The organism is Chloroflexota bacterium (assembly GCA_009840355.1).
Classification (GTDB): Bacteria; Chloroflexota; Dehalococcoidia; order Lucifugimonadales; family JADFKI01; genus Bin90.
In genome coordinates, this window is sequence record VXNZ01000056.1 from 92,698 (window position 1) to 110,318 (window position 17,621).

The 17,621-nt window shown below is 58.1% G+C and carries 15 protein-coding genes, 1 tRNA gene and 1 other annotated feature; of the genes, 2 read left to right on the forward strand and 14 right to left on the reverse strand.

The genetic code is table 11. From position 1 onward, the window contains the following. The first annotated feature begins 110 nt into the window (after nt 1–110). A complete protein-coding gene (locus tag F4X57_14435; GenBank protein MYC08343.1) occupies nt 111–2,813 on the forward strand; it encodes a DNA translocase FtsK in 2,703 nt (900 codons plus the stop codon). A gap of 298 nt (nt 2,814–3,111) precedes the next feature. Then, nucleotides 3,112–4,911 (forward strand): acetyl-CoA carboxylase carboxyl transferase subunit beta, encoded by a 1,800-nt coding sequence (locus F4X57_14440; protein MYC08344.1) that lies wholly within the window; start codon nt 3,112–3,114, stop codon nt 4,909–4,911. 427 nt (nt 4,912–5,338) lie between these two features. Here the strand turns inward: F4X57_14440 and F4X57_14445 are convergent, their stop codons facing one another. From F4X57_14445 to F4X57_14510, 14 genes are all read right to left on the reverse strand, one after another. After that, nucleotides 5,339–6,217, reverse strand: coding sequence for a dihydrodipicolinate synthase family protein (locus F4X57_14445; protein MYC08345.1), 879 nt, complete (start codon nt 6,215–6,217; stop codon nt 5,339–5,341). Between the two features lie 48 nt (nt 6,218–6,265). Then, nucleotides 6,266–6,886, reverse strand: a complete 621-nt coding sequence (gene leuD / locus F4X57_14450) for a 3-isopropylmalate dehydratase small subunit (protein ID MYC08346.1) — start codon at nt 6,884–6,886, stop codon at nt 6,266–6,268. A gap of 135 nt (nt 6,887–7,021) precedes the next feature. Continuing rightward, complete coding sequence (locus F4X57_14455; protein ID MYC08347.1) at nt 7,022–7,381, reverse strand: cytochrome c; 360 nt, start codon at nt 7,379–7,381, stop codon at nt 7,022–7,024. Nucleotides 7,382–7,393: 12 nt separating this feature from the next. Further along, on the reverse strand, nt 7,394–7,621 hold the full coding sequence (locus tag F4X57_14460) for a hypothetical protein (protein MYC08348.1): 228 nt from the start codon (nt 7,619–7,621) through the stop codon (nt 7,394–7,396). A gap of 14 nt (nt 7,622–7,635) precedes the next feature. After that, on the reverse strand, nt 7,636–8,127 hold the full coding sequence (locus F4X57_14465; protein ID MYC08349.1) for a hypothetical protein: 492 nt from the start codon (nt 8,125–8,127) through the stop codon (nt 7,636–7,638). Between the two features lie 33 nt (nt 8,128–8,160). Next, a complete protein-coding gene (gene leuC, locus F4X57_14470) occupies nt 8,161–9,558 on the reverse strand; it encodes a 3-isopropylmalate dehydratase large subunit (protein ID MYC08350.1) in 1,398 nt (465 codons plus the stop codon). Between the two features lie 241 nt (nt 9,559–9,799). Beyond that, nucleotides 9,800–11,353, reverse strand: coding sequence for a 2-isopropylmalate synthase (locus tag F4X57_14475; protein MYC08351.1), 1,554 nt, complete (start codon nt 11,351–11,353; stop codon nt 9,800–9,802). Nucleotides 11,354–11,829: 476 nt separating this feature from the next. Next, nucleotides 11,830–12,333, reverse strand: a complete 504-nt coding sequence (locus tag F4X57_14480) for a hypothetical protein (protein ID MYC08352.1) — start codon at nt 12,331–12,333, stop codon at nt 11,830–11,832. A gap of 36 nt (nt 12,334–12,369) precedes the next feature. Then, nucleotides 12,370–12,984: an HAD-IA family hydrolase gene (locus tag F4X57_14485; GenBank protein ID MYC08353.1), complete on the reverse strand. Its 615-nt coding sequence runs from the start codon at nt 12,982–12,984 to the stop codon at nt 12,370–12,372. A 27-nt stretch (nt 12,985–13,011) separates the two neighbouring features. Then, complete coding sequence (ilvC, locus tag F4X57_14490) at nt 13,012–14,013, reverse strand: ketol-acid reductoisomerase (protein MYC08354.1); 1,002 nt, start codon at nt 14,011–14,013, stop codon at nt 13,012–13,014. Between the two features lie 55 nt (nt 14,014–14,068). Continuing rightward, nucleotides 14,069–14,425: a four helix bundle protein gene (locus F4X57_14495; protein MYC08355.1), complete on the reverse strand. Its 357-nt coding sequence runs from the start codon at nt 14,423–14,425 to the stop codon at nt 14,069–14,071. A 56-nt stretch (nt 14,426–14,481) separates the two neighbouring features. Further along, complete coding sequence (gene ilvN, locus F4X57_14500; GenBank protein MYC08356.1) at nt 14,482–15,054, reverse strand: acetolactate synthase small subunit; 573 nt, start codon at nt 15,052–15,054, stop codon at nt 14,482–14,484. Next, the gene (gene ilvB, locus F4X57_14505; protein MYC08357.1) at nt 15,054–16,751 is read right to left on the reverse strand and encodes a biosynthetic-type acetolactate synthase large subunit; all 1,698 of its coding nucleotides are present in this window, start codon (nt 16,749–16,751) and stop codon (nt 15,054–15,056) included. Before ilvB ends, ilvN begins: the two co-directional genes overlap by 1 nt. A gap of 74 nt (nt 16,752–16,825) precedes the next feature. After that, nucleotides 16,826–17,102, reverse strand: a binding site (T-box leader). A 381-nt stretch (nt 17,103–17,483) separates the two neighbouring features. After that, a tRNA-Pro gene (locus tag F4X57_14510) sits at nt 17,484–17,559 on the reverse strand. Nucleotides 17,560–17,621 lie beyond the last annotated feature (62 nt).

Consider the following 17,621-nt stretch of genomic DNA (forward strand, 5'->3'; position numbering starts at 1 on the left):
CTGCATCGCTTCCGAGCGCCACGCATTTGTGCCGCCTGCCGCATCTACGCCAAGTCTGACCCGCTTGCCCTGAGACATTCTCTCGTCTTATCAGGTGAGGTCAGAAATATATGGCAAAAAGCACCACTAACGCGCCTGACAAACCGCGCGGCGCTTCGTCCAAACTAATGCGCTTGATTGCGAAGGTTACTTGGTACGAACTGCTCGCAATCCCGTTCATCGCCGTCGGCGCGGCAATCTTCTGGTTCAGAGACGAAATCGCAAACGCGTTCTGGACAGCGCAAAAAGCCACCATAGAGATGCTGGGACTCGGCATCGTGCCGCTAGGCTTATGGACAGCGGCACTCATCGCCACTCTGATATTCCAGCCGCGCCTGTTCCGCCACGTCAAGGCATGGCTGGCGTCCGCGCTGATGGTCGTGCTGACTTTCGGCGTGCTGTCGCTGTTCCGGCCGATGAATGGCACGCTCGCGCCGTTCACGCTGGGCGGCTATGTGTCGCTCGGCGGTCTCGTCGGCGAAGCAATCGCGGGATCGGCGCTGTGGCAGCGCGTACTGCGGCTTGGCGGCTTGGCGGCGCTAACACTGCTCGTCATATCGCCGGCATCCCTGCTGTTTTTCGCCGTAATCCTCGGCAGGATATTCACATTCGGGCTTGTCGCACTCGCGCTCGCGGGCAAGGGCATCGCAAGCCTGTTCAAGCGCAAGCCGCGCGACCCTGAAGAGGCGCAAGACGCCGCCGATGGCGCCGCATCCTACGACGAACAAGCGAACAGCGAATTCGCCAATTCCTATGACACACACCACAGCCCTTATTCGGACGACGACTCTGCACGCCCGCGCTCCAAGTTCGCAGAGGCGATCGCCTCCACGGAGGACGAAGGCGCGTTGGACGACAGCGAGGTGGCGCGACATCTTGCCGATTATCTAGGACTACCAGAACGAGAGGACACCGAGATGCAAGCGAACACAGACTTCGATTACGGCTTTGCCAACACAGCGAACGGCGCCGCGCTCGCGGATGCGGACAACTTCGACCGCGAACACGTGAACGGCTATGCCAATGGCTACACTAACGGCTACGCGAACGGACACGACCTCGCCGATTTCGATTCAGCGGACGACAGCCTGCTTGACGAAATAAACGGCATAGTATCCGCTGTAGATGCTGGTGAAGACGATGACGGTGCGAATTTCGTTGTAGGCATGCAGGACATCGAAGACCTGAACAGCCAGTCGTCTGCCGAAATGGTGGAAGACGACGAAGAGCGCGCGAGCTATGCCGTGCGGTTGCTGGGCAGGAATCGCGCGGATTGGGATAAGCCGTCGATACAGCTGCTCGAAGGCGTGCAGGAGCGCGGCATCCCCGAAGAGCAGATACGCGAGACAGCGGAGACCATACGGCAGGCGCTCGCGGACTACGACATCGAGGTGGAAATCGGCAGCATCAAATATGGGCCCACCGTTACAATGTACGGCATTATCCCGGGCTGGAATCGGAAATACCAGAATGTGAAGATGGAGGACGAGTTCGGCAACCCGATTAAGGACCAGAATGGCAAGCAGATTACAAAGCGTCAGGAAGTGAAGACGCGCGTCAGCGTGCAGAAGATACTGGCGCGAGAAAAAGACCTGTCGCTCGCGCTGCGCACGCCCAGCCTTCGCATAGAAACTCCCGTGATGGGCAAGGCGCAGGTCGGCATAGAAATCCCCAATGAAGACCCTGCGCCGGTAACGCTGCGCGCGATTATGGAAAGCCCGGAGTACAGGAAGCTGCGCAAGGACGCCGACCTGCCGGTTGCGCTGGGCAAGGGCACCGGCGGCGAGAACATAGCGCTCGACCTTGCCAAGATGCCGCACTTGCTCATCGCCGGCGCGACCGGTGCAGGCAAAAGCGTCGCGCTGAACGCCATCGTCGCCGGGCTGCTGATGGAACGCTCGCCCGCAGAACTTCGCATGCTGCTGGTCGATCCCAAGCGCGTCGAACTCACACCGTACAACGGGATTCCGCACCTGCTCTGCCCCGTCATAGTGGAAGTTGACGAGGTTGTGGGTATGTTGAAGGGCGTCATCAACGAGATGATGAACCGCTACCGGCTAATGGAAGACCTCGGTGTGCGCAACATCGAGGCGTACAACAAGCGCGTGCGCGACGACAAGATGCCGTTCTTGTTGGTCGTCGTGGACGAACTCGCAGACCTGATGATGACCGCCGCGTTCGACGTAGAACAATCTCTGTGCCGTCTGGCGCAGCTCGGCCGCGCGACCGGCATTCACCTGATTCTTGCCACGCAGCGACCGTCCGTGGATGTGGTTACCGGACTTATCAAGGCGAACTTCCCCAGCCGCGTCAGCTTTGGCGTAACATCGCACATCGACTCGCGCACGATATTGGACACAAACGGCGCAGAGAAGTTGCTGGGCAAGGGCGACATGCTCTACCTGCCGCGAGACGCCGCAAGGCCGCTGCGCGCGCAAGGCGCGTTCATCTCGGACACGGAAATCGACCGGCTGATCAACCACTGGCAGACGACACCACGCGGCTGGGTGCCCGATGTTGACCTGCGTCCGGTGTCCGAGAACGAAGATGACGACGACGAACCCGACGCATCCTCATCGACAGACGCGCTGTTCGACAAAGCGGTGGAACTGGCGCGCACGCAGAAGAAGCTGTCCACATCGCTGCTGCAGCGCCGCCTGCGCATAGGCTATCCTCGCGCCGCACGGCTGATGGACGAACTCGAAGAGTGCGGCGTGGTCAGCGCGAGCGACGGCGCGAAGTCAAGGGATGTTATAATCTCTGGTACAGCGTAGCGGCTGCCCTTGCGTATCGTAGCCGCGCATGCGCCGGGGCTGTGCATAATTGCCGTTCCTCCAGTCCCTTCCCCTTTGAAGCGGGAAGGTTAAGACACAGGATCTTTCGGTTATTCATGTCATTTCGAGCGAAGCGAGAAATCTAAACGCGTTGATTACGGACAGGCTTGTTTCCGCACAGCGATTTTAGACCCTTCACTTCGTTCAGGGGGACAACTGAAAGATCCTGGGTTAAGACATGGATGACATGGCTTAAAGTAAATTATGCCCACCCCAATCAAGTGTGGGAGGGCGTGCTATGATGCGTAACTTTACCGGCATCGTCGGGTCAGTGATGAGCAGCCGCAACGGACAGTCGGAGCCGCCTGTCCGCGAAATATGCCTCGTCTGCGACCAGAGTATGGCGTTCTCAGACCTGTACGCCACGCTGCGCGTCTGCCCGATCTGCCGCTTTCACTACAGCCTGACCGCGCGCGAACGCATCGAATCGCTGGCAGACACCGAGAGCTTCCGCGAGATAAATCGCTCCATATCTTCGCTTGACCCGCTGTCGTTCTCCTCGCGCGGGTCGTACAAGCAGCGCATATTCAACGACCAGCGCCGCACCGGACTCACGGAGGCGGTGGTTACCGGCAGGTGTTCCATCAGCGGCAGTCCGGTGATGATGATCGCGCTCGACTTTGGCTTCATGGGCGGCACGATGGGCTGCGTCGTCGGCGAGAAAATTGCGATTGCGCTGGAACAGGCGGCGCGGCGCAACCTGCCCGTCATCGCGGTCATCACAAGCGGCGGCGCGCGCTTTCAGGAAGGCGTGCTGTCGCTGATGCAGATGGCGAAGACGTCCATCGCAGCCGTGCAGCTCGCCAACAAGGGCTTGCCGTTCATCGTGGTGCTCGCCAACCCCGCGACCGGGCAGACTTATGCCAGCTTCGCCAGTCTCGCGGACATCATCGTCGCGGAACCGGAGGCGATAGTCGGCTTTTCGTCGATACGCGCGCTGCAAGAATCGACCGAAACTCCCCTGCCCGCCCTATCGCAGACCGCAGAGGCGAAGATGCAAAGCGGGCTGCTGGACGGCATCGTTGATCGGTCGAAATTGCGCACCCTGCTCGCCATCATTCTGGATAATCTCGGCCGTCAGTACAAGCTCACATCGGCGGAAAAAAGTCGCACGCAGACCGTCGAGCCGCACAAGACGGACGCTTGGGATTATGTGCAGTTGGCGCGGCACGAAGACAGGCCTACCTCGTCGGACTATATCCGCAGCGTGTTCGGCAACTTCGTGGAAATCCACGGCGACCGCGCGAGCGCAGACGACGACGCGGTAATCTGCGGCTTCGGTCAGCTCGGCGCGCAGACGATTATGGCAATCGGACAGGAACGCCGCCGCGCGGATGGCAAAGGTATTTCACCCAGCGGATTCCGCAAGGCGCAGCGCGCGTTCGACATGGCGGAGAAATTCAAGCTTCCGGTCGTCTCGCTGCTAGATTCCACGGGGCCAGATGTCAGCATAGAGTCGGAGCAACACGGGCTCGGCAACGCGATAGCCACGACTATCGCCCGCATGAGCGGCAACCGCATGCCAACCATCGCCGTGGTCATAGGCGAAGGCGGCAGCGAGGCGGCGCTGGCGTTCGGCGTCGCGGACAGGGTGCTGATGATGGAGAACGCGATTTACTCCACCATCTCGCCCGAAGGCGCGGCGGAGCTGATATACCAGGACGAGGGACGCGCGGAAGAAGTCGCCGAATCGCTGAAGCTCACTGCGCACGACTGCCGAGAATACGGCATAGTTGACCTGTTGGTGCAGGAACCGCCCGGTGGCGCGCACACCGATCCGGCGGAAGCGGCGAGGCAGCTGAGGCGTGTCCTGCTGCAAGAGATCGCAGAATTACAGTCGAAGTCCGGTCGCAGCCTGCTGAAAGACCGCTACAAGAAGTTCCGTAACATGGGCGAGTACAGCTCATACTTCCGCGCCGCCATCACCCGAGAAGCAAACGCGCTGCAAGGCTTCGTCTCCAGCGGGGTTCGCCGAATAGCCCGCCGCCAACAAGAAGAACAGCCTTCGCCGCCGCAGAACACCGCGATGTTTGACTGATCCGGCTGATGGCGTAGCCCCTACGCGACACTGCTCGATATGGCGGCGAACTCGCAAGAGTTCGTTCCTACATGGATGGGCTGATAGGGGTAGGTCAAGGGTGATTTCAGTACAAAACCTATTCATTCTGTCATTCTGAACGCAGCGCAGCGGAGTGATGAATCTAAAATTCTTGTGGTAAGACAAGGCTATTCGTAGTCGGAGATTGTAGATTCCTCACTTCGTTCGGAATGACAAGGGAAAACTGCCGAAGCACCGTTAATCAAATACCTACCCATGCCAGCCATGGATCGGGAAACTCCCAGGGCATTTCGGTTGTTACCCTAAACGAAGTGAAGGGTCTAATATCGCTGTGCGGAAACAAGCCTGCCCGTAGTCAACGCATTTAGATTTCGCAACACATCCGCATAATCACGACTATGCCGCATTAGAGCAACCCTTCCTCCACCAACGCCAGGCGAATGCGCTCGGAAGCATCCACATCGACAGGTACCATCGGCATACGCGGCATCATGCCTTCATAGCCCAGCAGACGCAGCGCCTCTTTTACGCCGGGCGTGCCGTATTGGATTATCACACGGTCTAGCTTCGATGCCGATTCTTGCAAGCGCCGCGCCTCCGAGAACTCGCCGCGTATGCCGTGCGTCATAATGTCGATGCACAACGCCGGCGCGATGTTGCCCAGCCACATGCACGCGCCGTTTGCGCCCATCAGTGCGCCATACGCTAGCAAGCCGCCGTTGCATATCCAAAAGCGCATATCGTCCGGCACTTCGGCGCGCACATACCCTTCGAAGCGGATGTCGTGGTCGGTGATGTAGCCCGCGACATTATCCATAGCGCAGACGGTGCCCAGCGTCTCCGGGGAGGCGGCGGGCTGCCCGCTGAATGTCTGGTGTATCACCACGATAGGCAATGGCGAATGGCGCGTAACCTCGCCGAAGTAGCTTTCGACCGCACTGTCGGGGATGCCGCGCGGCACGCGAACTCGCACCATATCGGTGCCCGCTGCGGCGTAGCATTCCGCCAGCCGTAGCGTTTCGCGCGTGGACGGGTTATCGATGCCCGCTATGGTGAAGCGCAGCCCGCCGTGCGCTGATGCTGCGACACGCACGATTTCGATGCGCTCCGCCTCGCTGAGCGCCAGTTCTTCGCCGTTTGCCGTAGTCAGCACAAAGCCAGACAGCGGCGTGCTTAGCCAGCGCCCGATGTTGCGTTCGAGCGCGGCGTAGTCCACCGTATCGTCCGCGCCGAATGGCGTAGGCGTAGGCGCGACTACGATGGGGGCGGCGTCGGGAATGGGCATTAGCGTTCTCGCGCGGCGTTGCTCTTGTTGTCTGCGTTACCGCCCGCGTTATCGCCCAACAGTAAGCGTACCGCCGTGCGGACTGCGACCGGCCTCGAACGACGATATGGCGTCTTCCTGTTCCAGCGTCAGCCCGATGTCGTCCAGCCCGTTGAGCAGCAGGTAGCGGCGGAACGCCTCAATCTCGAAGGTCGCTGAAATTTCCTCGTCATTGTCCCAGACACGCTGCCCGTCAAGATCGACATTCAGCGTGTAGCCGGGTGTGCTTTCCGCTTTTTCCAGAATGCGCTCCACGATGTCCTCGGGCAGGACGACCGGCAGCAACCCGTTCTGGAAGCAGTTGCTGAAGAATATGTCGGCGAAGCTCGGCGCGATGATGCAGCGGAAGCCGTAGTCTTGCAACGCCCAGGGGGCGTGTTCGCGCGAAGAGCCGGAGCCAAAGTTGCGCCCCGCCACGAGGATGGACGAGTTTTCGTAACCGGGCTTGTTCAGGATAAAGTCAGGCTTGTGCGTGCCGTCTTCATTGAAGCGCCAGTCGTTGAACGCGAACTGGCCGAAGCCGGTGCGCTCGATGCGCTTCAGGAACTGCTTGGGGATAATCTGGTCGGTGTCAACATTGACCCGGTTCAGCGGCGCCACAACGCCCTCATGCTTTACGAATGCATCCATAGTTGTTATTCCTCACTACTGCCAACTGTTTGGTAATCATCGTCGCTCAATTGTCCCTTCCCCAATTGGGCAGGGCTAGGATGGGAGCAGATATGCCATATACACGCTCATCCACCCTTTTACTCTGGCTTGTACTTATCTGATAATACCGCCCTCACGTTGTAAGCCTCTGACATAGGCGATAATCTGCGTTACATCGTCCTCGGACAGACCGGCTACGGGCGGCATGTCGCCGAAGTCCCAGTGGTGCGATACGACGCCATTCTTGACCGCGTTGTAGAAGGTGAAGTCGGCGTGGTGTCCCGGCTCGTAGATGCGGTGCACGAGTGGCGGTCCCAAGTTCGTGCCGTCCGCCACCGCTCCGTGGCAGCGCGCGCAGTTGTCGGCGAAGAGTCGCTCGCCTTCCTGTTCGGGCGAACCGGCGCCGCAAGCCATCGACACAATGAGCAAGACAACCAGCGCAATTGGCGCACAAACCGCAATCCTCACACGCATTCGGCGGTAATCCTATTCGTCATCGTCCAGGCTTGGCGGCGGCTCATTGAAATCGCGCCCTTCTGCTTTCGCTAACAGACGGCGGTAGTTCCAGCCTTCCCACTTCAACTGCACTCTCATCTCACCCATCGCTTCGCCATACTTGCTGCTCTGTTCAAAGGCCTTATCTATGGCCAGTTCATGGTTTTTCTTAGCTTCTTCCCGTTCAAGCCGTTCAAGCCAACGCCTTGCAAGTATCATAATCGCAGGGATCCTTAGCTGTCATCGCTGTTTTCGTTGTCAATACGCGGCGGCGGCTCATTGAAATCACGCCCTTCTTCTTGCGCCTGCAAGCGGCGGTCATTCCAGCCTTCCCATTCCCTTTGCCGCCTGGACTCGCCTCGTTCTATTCCCTGCTCCCTACCCTGCTCCAAACCTTGTTCCAGCCCTTGCTCCAAACCTTGCTCGAATCCCTTCTGCTCTTGTCGCTCAAGCCAGCGTCTTGCAAGCACCATAATCGCAGCGCCCCCTTCTACAACGCCAAATGTAACACCGGCGTCCGCTACTGCCACATATCCAACATCTATGATAATAGCATACACCGAATCGGCGGCGGCATGGCCGTTTGCCGCCGCCTTGCGAGTGAGTTCGTACCACAGCATGAAAGCCGTCCCCGCAATTAGCACGGGCAGGTACATCAGCGCGTACAAGCCCTCTATATGCGGAAGCAGCTCTCGTGATGAGATGCTGCGCTGTCTGATACTCACTCGCTCATCCTCCAATGGTTCAGCGTAACGCCACTACCACTCTCGGATGTCCACGAAGTGGCCCGCGATTGCCGCTGCCGCTGCCATTTCCGGGCTGACTAGGTGCGTTCGGCCGCCCTTGCCTTGCCTGCCCTCGAAGTTGCGGTTGGATGTGGACGCGCAGCGCTCGCCCGGTTCCAGGATGTCTGGGTTCATTCCGAGACACATGGAGCAGCCGGCGACGCGCCAGTCGAAGCCGGCGTCTTTGAATATGGCGTCCAAGCCTTCTTCTTCGGCTTGCTGCTTGATGGCGGCAGAACCGGGCACGACCATCGCATACACATTGTCATTTACCTTGCGTCCGCGCGCTATCTCGGCGGCGGCGCGCAGGTCGTCTATGCGCGAGTTCGTGCATGAGCCGATGAACACGCGGTCTAGGCGGATGTCCTCCATTGGCGTGTCGGGTTCTAGCCCCATATACTGCAATGCACGCTCGGCGGATTCCTTTTCGCCGGCGTCGTCGTACGAATTCGGGTCTGGCACGCGGCTCGTTATCGGCGCGACCATGCCTGGGTTCGTGCCCCAGGTTACATGCGGTTCGAGCGCGGCGCCGTCAATCTCCACGAGGCTGTCGTATTCGGCGCCTTCGTCGGTGGCGAGTTTGCGCCATTCTTCGATAGCGGCTTCGAAATCGGCGCCTTGAGGTACCTGCGCACGACCGCGCATGTACTCGAATGTCGTGTCGTCCGGCGCGATCATACCCGCTCGACCGCCGCCTTCGATAGACATATTGCACACGGTCATGCGCCCTTCCATCGACAACGACCGAATCGCTTCGCCGGTGTATTCGATGACATGGCCCGTCGCGCCGGCGACGCCAATCTTGCCGATGATGCTGAGCACGACATCCTTCGCGGTAACGCCGTTGGGCAGCTTGCCATTGACGCGAATTTCCATCGTCTTGGGCTTGAACTGCCGCAGCGTCTGCGTGGCGAGAACATGCTCAACTTCGGATGTGCCGATGCCGATGGCGAACGCGCCGAACGCGCCGTGCGTGGATGTGTGGCTGTCGCCGCAGACGATGACTTTGCCCGGCTGCGTGTACCCTTGCTCGGGACCTATGACGTGGACGATGCCCTGCAGCGGGCTGAACCTGTCGTACAGCGGCACGCCGAACTCTTCGCAGTTCCTGTCGAGCGCGTCCAGCTGCGCCTTTGCGATGGGGTCGGTGATGGGCAGGGACAAGTCCCAAGTGGGCGTATTGTGGTCAGCCGTGGCGACTGTCAGGTCGGTGCGGCGCACTTTGCGTCCAGCCATGCGCAGCCCGTCGAACGCCTGCGGCGAAGTAACCTCGTGGACAAGATGCAAGTCAACATACAGGATAGTCGGCTGCCCGGCTTCCTGATGCACCACATGGCTCTCCCAAATCTTCTCGAACATTGTCTTAGGCATTTATCTCAAATCCTCCCAAATTTGCATTTGATTCGCACATTCGTAAGGGCGGCATGAATAGCCGCCCCTATGTCTTTTCACTCGGTCATCCCCACATCTCTCCCTATCACTCCCGCATTTCTATCCGTCATTCCCGCGTAGGCGGAGTCCAGAGTCGCAAGGCGTCGTCCGTTTTCTTCATTCTCGCCCGTCAAATGCACCGGATTCCTGCTTCCGCAGGGATGACGAAGAATGTTGCAGGTTACGAAATCGGGACTTCCTCCGTGGGGCGCATTTCTTCGGTGGCGATTAGGCGGTTCAGGGCGTTCATGTATGCCTTGGCGCTTGCCACTATGATGTCCGTGTCGGAGCCGCGCCCGACGTAGGCGTGCTCATCCTTCTCGATGCGGATCGTTACATCGCCGAGCGCGTCTATGCCCTCGGTTACGGCGTCCACGCGATATTCGGTCAACCTGTTCGGCACATCGATAATCCGGTTGATCGCCTTATACACGGCATCTACGGGACCTGTGCCCGTGGCGGCGTCCGTGGTAGCGTTGTCATCGCTATCAACGAGCGTAACCGTCGCGGTAGGCACATCGTGGTTGCCGCAGGTTACCTGAATATGCTCCAGTGCGTACACGGCGGGAATGTCAGCGATGCGGCGCTGGCTGGACATCAGCGCGACCAGGTCCGCGTCCGTAACTTCGGGCTTGCGATCGGCGAGGCTCTTGAACGCCTCAAAAGCTTCGTTCAGGCCTTCCTGATCCAGGTGATAGCCCAGTTCGTCGAGGCGCGAGCGCAGCCCTGCTCTGCCGCTCAGCTTGCCCAGCACCAGCTCGTTGCTCGGCCAGCCGATGGTCTGCGGATCCATAATCTCGAAGGTCGTGCGCTCTTTCAGCACGCCGTCTTGGTGTATGCCCGAAGCGTGGCGGAAGGCATTGGCGCCCACAACCGCCTTGTTCGGCTGCACTGTGAACCCGGTGATGTCGCTGACCAGACGGCTCGTGCGGAAAATCTGGCGCGTATTGATGTTAGTGTCCACGCCGTACAGGTCTTTGCGCGTTTCCAGCGCCATTATGACCTCTTCGAGCGCAGCGTTGCCGGCGCGTTCGCCCAGCCCGTTGATGCAGCCTTCGACCTGCCGCGCGCCTTCCGCTACGGCGGCTAGGCTGTTGCCGACCGCCTGCCCCAGGTCGTTGTGGCAGTGGACGCTCAGCGTCGCTTCGTTGATGTTCGGCACATTTTCCTTGATGAGGCGGATGCGCTCGCGGAACTCCCATGGCATCACATAGCCGACGGTGTCGGGGATGTTGATGGTGTTCGCGCCGGCGGCGATTGCGCCTTCCAGCATCTTATACAGATATTCGATGTCGGTGCGTGTGGCGTCCATCGGCGAGAACTCTACATCGTCGCAGTAGCTCTTGGCGCGCTCTACGGAAGCAATCGCCATATCCATGACTTCTTCCGGGTTCTTGCGCAGCTGGTTCATAATCTGCACATCGGAGCTGGAAATGAACACATGGATGCGCGGCCGCTCGGCGTCCTTGATTGCCTCCCATGCGGCGTCCACATCGGGCAGCACGCAGCGCGCCAGAGACGCGATGACGGGACGGCGCACTTCGCGGGCAATGGTTTGCACAGCCTCGAAGTCGCCGGGCGAACTCGCGGCGAAGCCCGCCTCGATAACATCCACGCCCAGCCTGTCCAGCTGCCGCGCGATTTCCAGCTTCTCCGGCGTGGTCAGTCCGATGCCCGCCGATTGCTCGCCGTCTCGCAGCGTCGTATCGAAAATGATTACTTTGTCGTCTGACATTTGTTTCTCCTGTGAGTTTTCAGTAGTCAGTTATCAGTGATTAGTAGTCAGTTATCAGTTTTCAGTCGTCAATGATTAGCATATCGGGCAGTCCACAGACTGAAAACTGTCAACTGATGACTGATAACTACCCAAGGACAACGCAGTCCGCCTGACCGAGCATTGCCAAAACCCGGTCATTGCGGCGAACTGCGAAGGATGCCTCCGTGCGGTTCATGTTGTTTATCTCCCTGCTACGCTATGACTACAATCGTAAGAGTCAATATCCACATAATGGCTATGAAGAAGTACACGACCCATCTAGCCCGTCTGAAGAAAATCGCATCTCTAAGAGCTTCGCCTGAACGTCCCTCTAGTTTTATGTCGTTCAAGTAATGGTTATAAACCAGAAAAGGCAAAGGCGGCAAAAGCATGGTGAACACAATCACCAACTTTATGAGTGTATCGCTTTCCACCACAGTGGCGATTTCCTCTTTCTAAATCTTCATCCTTATGACGATTTCCATCTCGGCGTCTGCGAAGCCTTTTGCTTTCAGGTATTCGCGGATTAACTCTTGGAACTCGCTTGGCGAAAGTTCAAATATATGCTCGCGTATGTCTTGGTTAATGTTCCTTTCCGTCTGACGTTCAACTTCAGGGGAGGAATTCAAGGCAGAGTAACCTAATCTGGACAACAATTCGTCGCGGCTCAATGGTTTGGTATTGCCCGCAGTAGGCAATATCTCAAACTCAAAGTACACATTTGCACCCGCGCGAGAAGGAGCTTTACTATCATCTACTCCAACTAGTTTCACACCAGCCTGTTTGTGAAATTTGACACCGCCAAGAGCCTGGCAAACAGTGCCATGAGCCATTGTTAAGCGTAGCGCACTGTGAATATCACCCGCACGGAGGGTTATGCGCGTTCTACCTTCACGACGGACTTCTTCAACCAATTGTGTCCCATAATTCCGGACTTTGTCCGAATCTCCAACAGGCATTTACCCTCTCCCTATATAATCCCTATTGAGCATACTTCAAGACCATATTCCATACCTTCGCAGCACATCGCGCAACGCCTCCACACCCTCTCCCAACTCATACTCAACGCCATGAATCCCCACGCTCCGCGCCGCAGCAACATTCCTGTCCCTGTCGTCGATGAACAGAAGTTGCTCCGGCCGGTACGGCAAAGACTTCAATATCGCGTGAAAGTAATCGGGGTCCGGCTTCATAGCGCCCACCCTGCACGAGTAAAACTCGCCGTCGAAGAGGTCCGCATAGCCGAAGACTTCTGACATATATTGCGCTCGATACTCATGCTGGTTAGTCGCAAGATAGGCGCCGACTCCTGACTTTCTCAACGCACGAACTACTTCGATGGATTCAGGGTTCATCGTAACTATCTTCGTGTGCGTCTCAATGGCATGTGCGACGCTGAAGGGCGAGTCCCATTTCTTTAGAACTTCGGCAATCGTGTCAGCCATGTCGGCGTCGCCTCTCATACAGGGCATTTCGGCTCTGAAGAAGTCCTGAAGAAAAGCCTCATTCGGAGTCGCCGACCCATCGAGACAAGCGAGTTTCTCGCGTCCGCCCTCCACTTCTTGCTGCAATACGCCGTCGGCGTCGAATAGAACTGCCCGTATGTTCAATTCCTTACTCACAGTTTTGCTAAAGCCCTAATCCACGTCCTGCAGGAACGGCATCATGTCTCGCAGTTCCTTGCCCACTTCCTCGATGGGATGCGCCGCGTTCTCGTCTCGCATGCGGTAGAAGGTCGGACGACCTTCGTCGTTTTCGGCGATCCATTCGCGCGCGAAGCTGCCGTCCTGTATGCGTGCCAGCACTTCTTGCATATTCGCCTTCACGCTCTCGTCAACGACGACGGGCCCGCGTGTGTAGTCGCCAAACTCTGCCGTGTCGCTGACCGAATAGCGCATATAGCCCATGCCACCCTGATACAGCAAGTCAACGATGAGCTTCAGCTCGTGCATGCACTCGAAGTACGCTGATTCGGGTTGGTAGCCTGCTTCGACGAGCGTCTCATACGCCGCCTTGACGAGCGCGGTAACGCCGCCACATAGCACCGCCTGCTCGCCGAACAAGTCGGTCTCGGTCTCTTCCTTGAAGGTTGTGTCGAGAACACCGGCGCGCGTGCAGCCAACGCCGCGCGCATACGCCAATCCTATGGCATGCGCGTTGCCGGTCGCGTCCTGATGCACCGCCAGCAGACCGGGAACGCCGGATCCCTTCGTGAAGACTTCGCGCATGCGATGGCCCGGAGCTTTCGGAGCGACCATCGAGACATCGACGCCCTCGGGCGCGGTGATTGTCTCGTAGTGGATGTTGAAGCCGTGCGCGAACATCAGCGTCTTGCCCGGCAGCATGTGCTGCCTGATGGAATCTCGATAGACCTGCGACTGCAGGTGGTCGGGTATCAGCATCATGATGATGTCCGATTGCTCTGCGACTTCCGCGACCATGCCGACCTTCAGCCCGTCCGCCTCCGCCTTCGCGATGCTGCTGCTGCCTTCGTACAAGCCGACCATCACGTCCAGCCCGTTGTCGTGCAGGTTGAGCGCATGCGCGTGTCCCTGGCTGCCGTAGCCGATAATTCCGAACGTCTTGCCATCGACTAGCGACATGTCGGCGTCCGCTTCGTAGTACATCTTTGCTGCCATTGAGTATTCGTCCTTTCAAGTTAGTATTTCAGTTTTCAGTAATCAGTTTTCGTTGTTAAGTGCGGCTGGTTCTTTTGGATAGTCCAGTAAGCATTCGCTTAATCTCCGTGAGTCGTCGGGAAATGCTGTTGTAGTCTTCAGTGGGCATATAGTTAAGGTCATGCGCCAAGAGGATATGATACTCAAGTTCGCTGGCAGAACCCATGGAAATGCGGAGAAAGCGGGTTAGCTCGGCGTTCCCATATCTGCCGCAGCCTTCGGCGATGTTCGCAGGAATGGAAGCGGCAGACCTTCTAGTCTGACCTGTCAGTCCATAGAGTTCGCTCTTTGGAAATCTGCTTGTGATTCTGTAAATGTCCAGGGTCAGAGAATGGCTCTTCTTCCAAACTTCCAGATTCTTAAAATCCTGCACATCTCGGCCTTCTGCCTTCAAACTGACAACTGAACACTGACAACTGACAACTTACTCTACACGCTTCCCGTTTCGCTGAATGCCTGCCTTGCGCTGCTGCCGTTTCTGCTGCGCGCCGCGTTCAGCTGCGGGTTCGCGCCGCGCGTCATCGCCACGATGCCGGTGCGCATAACCTCTGTAACGCCATAGGGTTCTAGCAGGCTTTGCAGCGCGTCCACTTTTTCTTCGTCGCCAACGACTTCGATTATCAGGCTGTCCACGGCGACATCGATGATATGCGCGCGGAAAAGGTCCACAATCTGCATTACATCGCTGCGGGACTGCGAATTCGTGAGCACGCGTATCAGCGCTAGTTCGCGTGTTACGGCGTTGTCGTCGGATATATCCGTAACCTTGATGACATCAATCAGCTTGTGCAGGTGCTTAGTAACCTGCTCTACGGTGCGACTGTCGCCATCGACGACGAAGGTCATGCGCGACATGTTTGGCACTTCGCTGTTGCCGACGGCAAGGCTGAAGATGTTGAACCCGCGCCGCCTGAACATGCTCGCCACGCGGTTTAGCACGCCCGGCTTATCCTGCACCAGCGCCGTAATCGTGTGTCTGTTCTGCTCTGCCAACGCAGTCATTAACTCACCCCCAGAGGCACCGGCGACGGCTCCTCTATCAATTGCTGTACCGACATACCGGCCGGTATCATCGGATACACGTTGTCGTCGTTTTCGATTATGAAGTCCACTATGACAGGACCCGGGTGCAGCATCGCGCGCTCTATCGCGGAGTGTACTTGGCTTTTATCGGTAACGCGGATGCCGAGCATGCCGAACGCCTGCGCCAGCCGCACGAAGTCCGGGTTGCCGGTGTACACGGTTGCCACATGGTCGTGCTCGTAGAAGAAGTCCTGCCACTGGCGCACCATACCGAGCGCGTTGTTGTTCATTATGGCGAACTTGACCGGGATCCTGTTTTCGACGAGGGTGGCGAGTTCTACCATCGTCATCTGGAAGCCGCCGTCTCCGGCGACCGACCATACCACGCGGTCTTCCGCGCCGACCTGCGCGCCCATCGCGCCCGGCACTTCGTAGCCCATCGCGCCGGAGCCACAGGACGATACCAGCGAGTTAGGCTGCTTGAACGAGTAGTACTGAGCCGCCCACATCTGGTGCTGCCCCACGCCCGTTACGATGACCGCGTTGCCGTTGGTCGCATCGTCTATCGCCTGCACGACATAGCGCATTTCAAGGCTGTCGGACGAGTCCGCGCCCAGCAGAGGGTGTTCGCTCCGCAGTTCGTCTATGCGCGAAATCCAGTCGCCGTGCAATAGCGGCTTGACGCGCTTGTTCAGTGCTTGCAATACGAGCTTGATGTCGCCAACTATCGGCACATCAACGGCGATGTTCTTGCCGATTTCGGACGGGTCAATGTCCACATGAATCTTCTTGGAATTGACGGCAAAGGTGTTCGTATCGCCCGTGATTCTGTCATCGAAGCGCATGCCGAGCGCAATGAGCAGGTCTGCTTCTTCAATGGCGAGACTGGCGTACGCCATGCCGTGCATACCGGGCCAGCCGGCGGATAACACATGCCCTGTCGGAAAGCTGCTGACGCCGAGCAGTGTGGTGATAACGGGTATCTGCGCCTTCTCCGCAAGTTCGAGCAGCTCGTCGTATGCGCGCGACAGGATGACGCCGTGTCCGGCCAATATCACCGGGCGCTCCGCCTCTTCGATAAGCCGCGCGGCGCGGCGCACCTGTCCGGAGTGCGGCTTCAGCGTGGGACTATAGCCCGGCAGGTCGATCTGCTCCGGATACTCGAACTCCGCGACTTCCGTGAACACATCCTTGGGGATGTCAACCAGTACGGGACCGGGCCTGCCGGTATTGGCGATGTAGAACGCCTCTTTGATGACGCCGGGAATCTCCGCGGCGCTCATCACGAGGTAGTTGTGCTTGGTTATGGGCAGCGTGATGCCAGTGGTGTCACACTCTTGGAAGGCGTCGGAGCCGATGGCAGCCCTGCCGACCTGTCCGGTGATGACGACCATCGGCACGGAGTCCATCTGTGCGGTTGCGATGCCCGTAACTAGGTTCGTCGCGCCGGGACCGGACGTCGCCCACGCGACGCCGGGGCGTCCGGTAACACGCGCGTAGCCATCGGCGGCATGCGCCGCGCCCTGCTCGTGGCGCACCAGAATATGGCGCAGCTGCGGAAACTCCGGCAATGTTTGGTAGAGGGGAAGTATCGCCCCGCCGGGAAGCCCGAATATCACATCCACGCCTTCACGAATGAGGCTCTCGCAGACCATCTGCCCGCCATTCATCTTCATATATCCAACACCTCCAAGTCCATCTCTCGCTCTGTGCTTGCGACTTTCAACTTTCAACAAAAAATCCCGCCCACAAAAGGGACGGGATTAGAAATCTCGCGGTACCACCCAATTTGCCCCCTAGTATCCAACAGATGTTTCTTGGACGCCCAATGTGAACGCCATTGGCAGGAGACCTCTTAACGGCTGATAACGGTTGCCAACCGACCAACCCTAGTAGGCGGCGAAAGTGCCGTCGTTCGGGCTGGGCGCTCAGGGGCGAGTTCCGGAAGGTCCTGTGGCATCGGCTCGCAGCGCCGCCGACTCTCTGTTGCCGGTGCCTCCCGTACTACTCCCCATCTTTGCGTTTCGGATTATCGTATCATCTTGTTCAGTGCGCCTGTTTGGTGCGAATGAGATTAGCAAAGTTCAAGTGCCATTGTCAATAAATAACGCCATGTTTCATCACATTGGTGAATGATTAGCGAGTTGCTGTATTGGAATGGTCGGAATTCCTACTAGGGTCAGTGAACAGCAATTATGTCAGCAGCTGGATTATCGCTATCAAACCGGCGATATTCGCTAGTATCGCAGTAACTTGCAGTCCGATTAGCACGCGCATCCAGTGTTCGAGATTGTCCAGTCGCCTGACGATATGCGATACTTCGCCTTCCAATCTGGCAACCCGAGCTTCCAAACCTTGCTGCATTGCGTATTCCCTTTTCGGGAATGCACCGATCACATATATTTTAGTGGTCGGGGCGACTGGACTTGAACCAGCGACCTCCACGTCCCGAACGTGGCGCGCTCCCGACTGCGCTACGCCCCGACACTTCATGTCATTTTAGTCGCTAACACACCAAAAATCCACCTTTAGAAACAATGTCATAA